This window comes from Pseudomonas sp. BF-B-15, assembly GCF_019946675.1.
GTDB classification, from domain to species: domain Bacteria; phylum Pseudomonadota; class Gammaproteobacteria; order Pseudomonadales; family Pseudomonadaceae; genus Aquipseudomonas; species Aquipseudomonas migulae.
Genome location: NZ_JAGYFZ010000156.1, coordinates 1 through 9,167, shown reverse-complemented (window position 1 = coordinate 9,167; position 9,167 = coordinate 1). Strand labels below are relative to the sequence as shown.

At 57.4% G+C, this 9,167-nt stretch carries 9 protein-coding genes and 1 pseudogene; 5 read left to right on the top strand and 5 right to left on the bottom strand.

Annotation, left to right across the window (positions count from 1 at the left end; translation table 11 throughout):
• Positions 1-512: pseudogene (locus KGA97_RS28115) on the top strand (allophanate hydrolase); the annotation flags it as partial.
• 110 nt (positions 513-622) lie between these two features.
• On the opposite strand, the gene KGA97_RS28110 reads toward KGA97_RS28115, so the two are convergent.
• Positions 623-1,801 (bottom strand): vWA domain-containing protein, encoded by a 1,179-nt coding sequence (locus KGA97_RS28110; protein WP_008035063.1) that lies wholly within the window; start codon positions 1,799-1,801, stop codon positions 623-625.
• 26 nt (positions 1,802-1,827) lie between these two features.
• A complete protein-coding gene (locus KGA97_RS28105) occupies positions 1,828-2,673 on the bottom strand; it encodes an AAA family ATPase (protein WP_008035065.1) in 846 nt (281 codons plus the stop codon).
• Positions 2,674-2,893: 220 nt separating this feature from the next.
• Between KGA97_RS28105 and KGA97_RS28100 the strand changes: the two genes are divergently transcribed.
• The gene (locus KGA97_RS28100) at positions 2,894-3,394 is read left to right on the top strand and encodes a DUF2442 domain-containing protein (protein WP_008035069.1); all 501 of its coding nucleotides are present in this window, start codon (positions 2,894-2,896) and stop codon (positions 3,392-3,394) included.
• Here KGA97_RS28100 and KGA97_RS28095 read toward each other — a convergent pair.
• Positions 3,391-4,467: a DUF748 domain-containing protein gene (locus tag KGA97_RS28095; protein WP_223481893.1), complete on the bottom strand. Its 1,077-nt coding sequence runs from the start codon at positions 4,465-4,467 to the stop codon at positions 3,391-3,393. The two genes, KGA97_RS28100 and KGA97_RS28095, sit on opposite strands and share 4 nt — an antisense overlap.
• A 126-nt stretch (positions 4,468-4,593) precedes the next feature.
• Between KGA97_RS28095 and cysK the strand changes: the two genes are divergently transcribed.
• Positions 4,594-5,568 carry a cysteine synthase A gene (gene cysK, locus KGA97_RS28090; protein WP_008035073.1) on the top strand — a complete coding sequence of 325 codons (975 nt, stop codon included), beginning with the start codon at positions 4,594-4,596 and terminating at the stop codon, positions 5,566-5,568.
• Positions 5,569-5,798: 230 nt separating this feature from the next.
• Positions 5,799-6,737, top strand: coding sequence for an aspartyl/asparaginyl beta-hydroxylase domain-containing protein (locus tag KGA97_RS28085; protein ID WP_223481892.1), 939 nt, complete (start codon positions 5,799-5,801; stop codon positions 6,735-6,737).
• Positions 6,738-6,789: 52 nt separating this feature from the next.
• Here KGA97_RS28085 and KGA97_RS28080 read toward each other — a convergent pair whose 3' ends face one another.
• Positions 6,790-6,951: a hypothetical protein gene (locus KGA97_RS28080; protein ID WP_192228715.1), complete on the bottom strand. Its 162-nt coding sequence runs from the start codon at positions 6,949-6,951 to the stop codon at positions 6,790-6,792.
• A 37-nt stretch (positions 6,952-6,988) separates the two neighbouring features.
• Positions 6,989-7,534 carry a hypothetical protein gene (locus KGA97_RS28075; RefSeq protein ID WP_223481891.1) on the bottom strand — a complete coding sequence of 182 codons (546 nt, stop codon included), beginning with the start codon at positions 7,532-7,534 and terminating at the stop codon, positions 6,989-6,991.
• Between the two features lie 457 nt (positions 7,535-7,991).
• Between KGA97_RS28075 and KGA97_RS28070 the strand changes: the two genes are divergently transcribed.
• A complete protein-coding gene (locus tag KGA97_RS28070; RefSeq protein ID WP_223481890.1) occupies positions 7,992-8,855 on the top strand; it encodes a DMT family transporter in 864 nt (287 codons plus the stop codon).
• The last annotated feature ends 312 nt before the right edge of the window (positions 8,856-9,167 follow it).

Sequence of the window (9,167 nt, the reverse complement as noted above, 5' to 3'; positions counted from 1 at the left end):
GTGGGGTGGACGGCATGGGGCGGGCGTTGGCCAGAGGTGCGTCGCTGAGCTATTCGGCTGAAGCGCCCTTGCTGATGCGCGAGTTGCCTCGCGAACAAATACCGGACTTCAAATCCGATTTGCCACTGGACGTGGTACTCGGCGCGCAGATCGGCGAGTTCAGCGGCCAGAGCTTGTTCGATGCGTTCAACAGCGCGTGGACCCTCGACAGTCGTGCCGACCGCATGGGTATTCGCTTGCTGGGAACAGCGTTGCAGTACCAGGGCAAACCGATGATTTCCGAAGGTATTCCGCTCGGCGCGGTGCAGGTGCCGCCGGACGGGCAGCCGATTGTGCTGCTCAATGATCGGCAGACCATTGGCGGTTATCCGCGACTGGGGGCGTTGACGCCGCTGGCCCTGGCGCGGCTGGCGCAGTGTCTGCCGGGGGCTACGGTGCGGTTGCGGCCGGTGGTGCAGGATGTCGCGCATCGCGAACAGGTCGAGTATTTGCGCCGGTTTCAAGAAAGTTAAAAGCTTCGCGGGCAAGTCGGATCGCCGCACCGCTCGCTCCTACAGATTTCGGAGTTACCCCTGTAGGAGCGAGGCTTGCCCGCGAAGAGGCCCTTACAAGCGATGAATTTCTACTTGGAAAGAAACCGCATCCCTTCCTCAAGCCCCCGCAACGTCAGCGGGTACATCTGGTCATCAATCAAATCCCGAACGATATTGGTCGACGACGTATAGCCCCACGTATCTTTCGGATACGGGTTGATCCAGATGAGCTTCTTGTACTTCTCCTTGAACCGCTGCATCCACACGTAACCGGCTTCTTCGTTCCAGTGTTCGACGCTGCCGCCGGCCTGGGTGATCTCATAAGGCGCCATCGCCGCGTCACCGATGAAGATCACTTTGTAGTCGGCGCCGTACTTGTGCAGCAGGTCCTGGGTCGACGTGCGCTCGGAGGTGCGGCGCATGTTGTTCTTCCACACCGATTCATAAATGAAGTTGTGGAAGTAGAAGTACTCCAGGTGTTTGAACTCGGTCTTGCAGGCCGAGAACAACTCCTCGCAGATCTTCACGTGCGCATCCATCGAACCGCCGATGTCGAACAGCAGCAACAGCTTGACGGTGTTACGCCGCTCCGGCCGCATCTGGATACTCAGCAGCCCGGCATCTTTGGCGGTGTGGTCGATGGTGCCATCGATGTCCAGTTCTTCGGCCGCACCCTGACGGGCGAATTTGCGCAGCCGACGCAGGGCGACCTTGATGTTGCGCGTGCCCAGTTCCACCGAATCGTCGAGGTTCTTGTACTCGCGCTGATCCCAGACCTTGACCGCCTTGCCCTGGCGCTTGCCGGCATCGCCGACCCGAATGCCTTCCGGGTTGAAGCCGCCGGAACCGAACGGGCTGGTGCCGCCAGTGCCGATCCACTTGTTGCCACCGGCGTGGCGTTCTTTCTGTTCTTCCAGGCGTTTCTTGAATTCTTCGATCAGCTTGTCCAGCCCGCCAAGGGACTGGATCGCCGCCCGCTCTTCGTCGGTCAGCGAACGCTCGAATTCCTTGCGCAACCAGTCTTCAGGAATCAGGGCCTGAAGGTGATCGTCGAGTTTTTCCAGGCCATTGAAGTAAGCACCGAACGCTCGGTCGAACTTGTCGAAATGCTTTTCGTCCTTCACCAGAATCGCCCGGGACAAGTAGTAGAACTCGTCCATGTCGGCGAAGGTCACGCGCTGTTTCAGCGCGTTGATCAGGTCCAGCAGCTCGCGCACCGAGACGGGCACCTTGGCTGCGCGCATTTCATTGAACAGGTTGAGCAACATGGCGTTAGCCCCTACTTAATCAGAGCTTAGCGAGTACCGCGACGACTCATGAAGGCCAGGCGCTCAAGCAATTGCACGTCCTGTTCGTTCTTCACCAAGGCACCGGCCAGCGGCGGAATGGCCTTTGTCGGATCGCGTTCGCGCAGCACCGCTTCGCCGATGTTGTCGGCCATCAGCAGCTTCAGCCAGTCCACCAGTTCGGAGGTCGATGGCTTCTTCTTCAGGCCCGGCACCTTGCGCACGTCGAAGAACACGTCCAGCGCTTCGCTGACCAGATCCTTCTTGATGTCCGGGTAGTGCACGTCGACGATTTTCTGCAGCGTGACGCGATCCGGGAACGCGATGTAGTGGAAGAAGCAGCGGCGCAGGAACGCGTCCGGCAGCTCTTTCTCGTTGTTGGAGGTAATGATGATGATCGGGCGCTTCTTGGCCTTGATGGTCTCGTCGATCTCGTAAACGTAGAACTCCATCTTGTCGAGTTCTTGCAGCAGGTCGTTCGGGAACTCGATGTCGGCCTTGTCGATTTCATCGATCAGCAGAATCACCCGCTCTTCAGACTCGAAAGCCTCCCAGAGCTTGCCCTTTTTCAGGTAATTGCGAACGTCGTGGACCTTTTCCGTGCCCAGCTGCGAATCACGCAGGCGGCTGACCGCGTCGTACTCGTACAGGCCCTGATGCGCCTTGGTCGTGGATTTGATGTGCCAGGTAATCAGCTTGGCGCCGAAGGACTCGGCCAGTTGCTCGGCCAGCATGGTCTTGCCGGTGCCCGGCTCGCCCTTGACCAGCAGCGGACGCTCCAGGGTGATGGCGGCGTTGACCGCCAGCTTCAAGTCATCGGTGGCGACGTAGGCCTGGGTGCCTTCGAACTTCATCTGCTAATCCTCGAACGGTAACGCCGACCTGACAGGGCAGGGCGGGGCGCAATAATTGTAGTACCCGACTATAACGCGCTGCCCGGTCGACTGTGAACGCAGACGGCTTATTCAGTCTCTGAATGGGGCGTCACATCTTGACTCAGTCTCGGCGGCTGGCCAGTATTGATCTATCGCCATTTTGGCGATAGCTTGCTGAGGTTTTTCAAGAGTTGAAACGATGTTACCCATGAAACGACCACGGTTGTCTGCCGTGCAGGCGTTGCCGGATTACCGTTTGGCGCTGACATTTATCGATGGTCAGCAATTGACGCTCGATTTGAGCCGTGACCTGCGTACCTATCCTGGATTGCAGCCGTTGCTGGAGGCGGGAGCTTTCGCCAGTGCAACCCTGGGCGATGATGGCTGGTGCGTCGAATGGCCTGAGCAGGATATCCAGATCGGCGCAGACACTGTTTATCTGGATGCACTCGCGCAAAACGCAGCGGATGAAAACACCCGGATCTTCATCGACTGGCGTGCGCGTACCGGGTTGCCGCTCAATCAGGCCGCCGAGGCTTTGGGGGTGAGTGCCCGCAGCATCACGCGCTACAGCAGTGGCCGTGAAGCCGTGCCCCGGTCATTGGCGCTGGCCTGTCTGGGGTGGGATTTTCTGCAGCTGCGAGATCCGGCGCGGGCGGCTGAAGAAACCGGCCGTTACACCGTTACACGCAAACCCTAACCGGCCTCCGGCTTCGGCCGTTCATACTGGGCATTGAAGGCCTGGACAAAACCGTTACGTAAAATCTGCAAAAACGCGTGGAACGCGCTGATATCTTGCCGGTGAACGCTGCCACTCAATTCAACGCGCGTTGCAAACTGGTTCTTGCCCTGGTTTTTCAGCACGGTTTCGGAGCCACCGACAATGGCCTCCCAAATGGAGCGGAACAGCCCTTTGTCCTTGTTCTCGACGTCCTGTTGCCAGTTGAACACATCGACGTCTTTGAGCAGTGGCTTGATGTAGCCAGTCAATTGGGCTTTTTTCGCTTGCGCTTCAATCACTACATCACCATGCCCGGCATTGAAATCAAACTTGCCGTAGGCCGAGGCGAAGTCGTTCATGCGTTTGAGTTCGATGCCCGTGGCGCGTAGTCGGAACTGGAAATCCTCGAAGTCGCTCAGCGGATCGAAGGTTGCGCTGGTTTCCAGTGGCGCGTGCCCCAGCAGCAGCGCTTTGCCATCGAACCGTGCGTCGCGCTTGCCTTCCTTGTCGACGACGTTGGTCAGGTTGTAAATGCTGGCGTTGACCTGGGTGGCGTTCATGTTCACGGGGGGCCTGGAATTGAAGTTCCGGAAGCTGATCTTGCCGTCGCTGATCCGCACTTCGTTCAGGGTGATCGGAAGCAATTTCTCCAATTGTGCCCGCCAATCGGTGCCTTCACCGGTCTGGGAGTTTTTCTTGTTGGCGCCGCCGTCGACGAAGTTCACTTCGGGTTTGACGAACTGCGCCTTGGCCACGACCGCGTGGTCGTACCAGAGCGAGTGCCAACTGACGGAAAGATCGATCAGCGGCGCATTGACGAAAGGCACCGGGACCTTGCCTTCGATCTTGACGACTTTCAGCCCGTTGATTTTGTAGGCGCCGCGCCACAGGGCCAGGTCCACGTCGGTGATCTGCCCGCGATAGTCACCCATATTCGCCAATCGTTCGTTCAGGTAGTCACGCACCAGATAGGGCAGGGCGATGTGCAGGGCAAACAGCAACATGAGGAGGCCGGCGAGGGTCCACAGAGGCCAACTGTATCGACGCTTCATGGCGGCAAATCTCTGGCGGTGTAATGCGATTGACTGCTGTGCGGGCCGGACGTTCGACTGACTGGACGACCAGGGGCAACAGGCATACCGTGGAGGGCTAATTCAACGCTGCATAAGGACCCAGCCATGAGCCGTATCTTTGCTGACAACGCCCATTCCATCGGCAATACACCGCTGGTGCAGATCAACCGCATTGCGCCGCGTGGCGTGACCATCCTGGCCAAGATCGAGGGGCGCAACCCTGGTTACTCGGTGAAGTGCCGGATTGGCGCGAACATGATCTGGGACGCCGAAAGCACCGGCAAACTCAAGCCTGGCATGACCATCGTCGAACCGACCTCCGGCAACACCGGCATTGGCCTGGCGTTTGTCGCCGCCGCACGGGGTTACAAGTTGATGCTGACCATGCCGGCGTCCATGAGCATCGAACGGCGCAAAGTGCTCAAGGCGTTGGGCGCCGAACTGGTGCTGACCGAGCCGGCCAAAGGCATGAAAGGTGCGATCGAAAAGGCCACTGAAATGGTTGCCAGCGACCCGTCCCTCTACTTCATGCCGGCGCAATTCGAAAACCCGGCCAACCCGGCCATTCACGAGAAAACCACTGGTCCGGAAATCTGGAACGACACCGACGGTGCCGTCGATGTGCTGGTGGCCGGCGTCGGAACGGGCGGAACCATTACGGGGGTTTCGCGGTATATCAAGAATACCCAGGGCAAACCGATTCTCTCGGTGGCGGTGGAGCCCGTGGTGTCTCCGGTGATCACGCAAGCGCTGGCCGGTGAAGAGATCAAGCCTAGCCCTCACAAGATCCAGGGCATCGGTGCCGGCTTTGTGCCGAAGAACCTCGATCTGTCGATGGTGGACCGGGTCGAGTTGGTCACCGATGACGAATCCAAGGCAATGGCTTTGCGCTTGATGCAGGAGGAAGGGATTTTGTGCGGCATCTCTTGCGGTGCGGCCATGGCTGTGGCCGTGCGCCTGGCTGAAACGCCGGAAATGCAGGGCAAGACCATCGTGGTGATTCTGCCGGACTCCGGTGAGCGTTACCTGTCGAGCATGCTGTTCAGCGATCTGTTTACCGAGCAGGAGAATCAGCAGTAATCGTGAACAAATCAAAGCAGTGATGTTTCGATTTTGATCCCGACAAGTGGGCTGATCCAGGTCAGCCCCCGTTCAGGAGACATATGTTAAGAAGTGCGTTGTTGCACAATCTTTAACAGTGAATGTTGAGGAAAGCGGGTTTTTCCCGAGGCCGGTAGTGTTTATCATGGCCGACTGCCACGTCGGGTAAATGGCGTAGTGCAGAGTTGCTAATTCTCAAGGAGTTGTAGATGACCTTTACCATTGCCGCGAAGGCATCGCTGTTGCTGCTGTTCCTCGGCAGCACCCTCTATGTGCACTTGCGCGGCAAGGCGCGATTGCCGGTCTTGCGTCAGTTCGTCAACCACTCCGCTTTGTTCGCACCTTACAACGCCTTGATGTACCTGTTCTCCAGCGTGCCCTCCAAACCCTATCTGGATCGCAGCAAGTTCCCGGAACTTGATGTGCTCAAGGACAATTGGGAAGTGATCCGCGACGAAGCCATGCACCTGTTCGATGAGGGTTACATTCGCGCCGCCGAGAAAAACAACGACGCCGGTTTTGGCTCGTTCTTCAAGAAAGGCTGGAAGCGTTTCTACCTCAAGTGGTACGACAAACCCCTGCCATCGGCCGAAACACTGTGCCCGAAAACAGTGGCCCTGGTCAGCAGCATTCCCAACGTCAAAGGCGCCATGTTCGCCTTGCTGCCGGGTGGCAGCCATCTCAACCCGCACCGCGATCCGTTTGCCGGTTCCCTGCGTTATCACCTGGGGTTGTCGACGCCGAATTCCGATGATTGCCGCATCTTCGTCGACGGTCAGGTTTACGCCTGGCGTGATGGCGAAGACGTGATGTTCGACGAAACCTATGTGCACTGGGTCAAGAACGAAACCGAGAAGACCCGGGTCATTCTGTTCTGCGACATCGAACGTCCGTTGAGCAACCGTATCATGACCCGCATCAACCGCTGGATCAGCAGCCTGCTCGGTCGCGCCACTGCGCCGCAGAACCTCGATGACGAGCGTGTCGGCGGGATTAACCGGGCCTACGCCTGGAGCAAGAACTCCAGCGACAAAGTCAGCGGAGTGGTCAAGCAGTGGAAGCGGCGCAATCCTAAAGCCTACCGTGTGCTGCGGCCGGTGCTCGCGGTGGTGGTGTTGATGTTGTTGGGGTATTGGTTGTTTGGGTGATGTCGATTACAGAAAGACCGCTCGCTTAGAGCGGTTTTTTTTGCCCAGGATTTCATCGGCGCCCGGCGAGCACGTCAGGTTCTTCGCCTTCGATGCCTGTCGCAAGTATTTCCAGAAGGCGTCGCTGACTATCCGTGAGCACTAGAGCAATCTTTTTCCTTTCCAGTGCGGGTAAGCGATTTTTTGTAGGGGATTTCTTACTGGATTTACCCATTTTGTCCTCCACTATTGATCATTTATTAAGCAGTTTTTTACGATACTTGGCTTTCCACCGCTTTGACAAGCCGCCGTTCAGTATCGAAATAGAAGCCATGTTGTTGATAAATAGGAATCGCCCCTTTCATGGGCTCCTGAACTTCGATGAACCTGCTTCCTATAATTGTGGCGTAGTGCTGAATGACCATTATGGACAATGTAGCAATGCGTTTTTTAAGGGGATGAGCCTCTCTTGGCCGTCCCTCCAGTCGGACGATGCGAATTCGTTGCCGACTTTTGTTTGGATTTGCGAAGCAGAGCCCACACAGTTGTTTATCGAACCAGATGGATAAATCCAGCGCCAAAGGCTCCTTCGCTTTCCATCCAACAACGTCATGCCATGAAAAATGAAAATCATCCCAGCGCTCCCAGGCACTCAACGCTTGTGCGTCGATAGGTTCAAATCGCACCTTCGATAAATCAAGAACGGTAGGGCCAGACCGTTCCTTTTTCTCTTGCAGCTCGGCGGTGCTGGCGGTGGCCAGTTTTCTAGCTCTCGATTTATACAATTGATACCGAAGATGCGTCCGTTCCCTTGGCATTTGATCTCTTGCATTCCCTGTCCCCCTCAGTGGGCGATTTCCTTTCCCTCAGAGTAAGCAGCAGGTCTAACGCTGTATCTACTGGCCCTTTGTCCAAGTCATTGCAATCCATGTCGAGCGCTGGTTATAGTCGGCGCTCGGTGATTTCCGTTCACCGTCCATCCCATCAAAAAAGATCAGCCCATGCCTGCATCCCTCATCAACGCGGTAGTCGATTCAGCGGTCCACGCTGGCGTCGTGCCGTGCGGGGATCAGCAGCCTGCGCAGATCAGTCATTACCCCCCACCTGTCCGTAGCACGCCGGTGTACGCAGTCGTATCACCGCCGGGCGTTGGCGTTTCGGGCTGATCAGCTTTCCCTGCTGTTCCCATGCCCTTCTAAAAGCGTTCGCCTGAAAAACTACTGGATTTCAGCTTCGGCTGAGTTGGCTTTTTATGCCTGACTACAGGTGGTATTCATGTTTGTCCTTTCGAAAAAATCCGCACTCGCGGCGGCGTCCACGAGCCTGTTCGTTTTGCTGTGGAGCAGCGGGGCGATCTTCTCCAAATGGGGCCTGGCCCACGCGTCGCCCTTCGCTTTTCTGCTGATTCGTTTCGCCATCGCGCTTTGTGGATTGGTGCTGCTGGTGCCATTGCTCAAGCTGAAACTGCCCAAGGGTGGCAAGCCGATGCTGTATGCGATGGCCACTGGTGTGGTGTTGCTGGGTGCTTATCAGATTTTCTATCTGCTGGCCCTGGACCTGAAGGTCACGCCAGGCGTGATGGCCACGATCATGGGTGTGCAGCCCATCCTCACGGTGGTGATCATGGAGCGCCATCGCTCAGCGAACCGGGTGTTCGGTTTGATGCTGGGTTTGGCTGGATTGATCATGGTGGTGTATCAGGGCATTGGTCTGGCCGGCATGTCGCTGGCCGGGATGTTTTTCGGTTTGCTGGCGTTGGCGAGCATGACGTTTGGTTCGATCATGCAGAAACGCATCACCGATAATCCCCTCGGTACGCTGCCGGTGCAGTATCTGGCGGGGCTGTTGTTGTGCGGGATTTTCGTGCCGTTCCAGCCCTTTCACTTTGAACGCAGCAGCGGTTTTATCGTGCCGGTGCTGTGGATGGGGCTGGTGGTGTCGGTGTTGGCGACGTTGTTGCTGTATCGGCTGATCGCCCGGGGCAATCTGGTGAATGTCACCAGTCTGTTCTATCTGGTGCCGGCGGTGACGGCGGTGATGGATTATCTGTTTTTCGGCAACCAACTTGCGGTGTTGAGCATGGTGGGGATGGTGCTGATTATTGTTGGTCTGGGGGTGGTGTTTCGTCAGGCGCGGTAGAGCGGTTGGGGAGGGCATATCCGTTTTTTTTGTGATGGCGGCTGGCGGTTTCGCTTTTACAGCGAGTCACTTGGAAAAGCCCCAAGTAACCAAGGGCTCTTGCCCCTTTCGTTCGGTGCCTCGCTGTGGCTCGGCATGCCCTCGCTCCGGTCCTGCTCCGTGGGCCCGCCGCCATCGGCCATCCATGGCCGGGGGCGGCTAACCCGGCATCCATGCCGGGTTGCCCACTGCGCAGAACCTGCGCTCGGCCTCTCGAGGGGGCGCTCAGATCAAAAGCGGAAGGCGAGCTAACGCTCGGCCTGATGAGTGGTG

Bases quoted from the DNA above. Each gene is read 5' to 3' on its own strand.
- KGA97_RS28100 (WP_008035069.1), top strand. From the start codon at position 2,894: ATGTTACCCATGAAACGACCACGGTTGTCTGCCGTGCAGGCGTTGCCG.
- cysK (WP_008035073.1), top strand. From the start codon at position 4,594: ATGAGCCGTATCTTTGCTGACAACGCCCATTCCATCGGCAATACACCG.
- KGA97_RS28075 (WP_223481891.1), bottom strand. From the start codon at position 7,534: ATGCCAAGGGAACGGACGCATCTTCGGTATCAATTGTATAAATCGAGA.
- KGA97_RS28110 (WP_008035063.1), bottom strand. From the start codon at position 1,801: ATGTTGCTCAACCTGTTCAATGAAATGCGCGCAGCCAAGGTGCCCGTC.
- KGA97_RS28070 (WP_223481890.1), top strand. From the start codon at position 7,992: ATGTTTGTCCTTTCGAAAAAATCCGCACTCGCGGCGGCGTCCACGAGC.
- KGA97_RS28095 (WP_223481893.1), bottom strand. From the start codon at position 4,467: ATGAAGCGTCGATACAGTTGGCCTCTGTGGACCCTCGCCGGCCTCCTC.
- KGA97_RS28080 (WP_192228715.1), bottom strand. From the start codon at position 6,951: ATGGGTAAATCCAGTAAGAAATCCCCTACAAAAAATCGCTTACCCGCA.
- KGA97_RS28085 (WP_223481892.1), top strand. From the start codon at position 5,799: ATGACCTTTACCATTGCCGCGAAGGCATCGCTGTTGCTGCTGTTCCTC.
- KGA97_RS28105 (WP_008035065.1), bottom strand. From the start codon at position 2,673: ATGAAGTTCGAAGGCACCCAGGCCTACGTCGCCACCGATGACTTGAAG.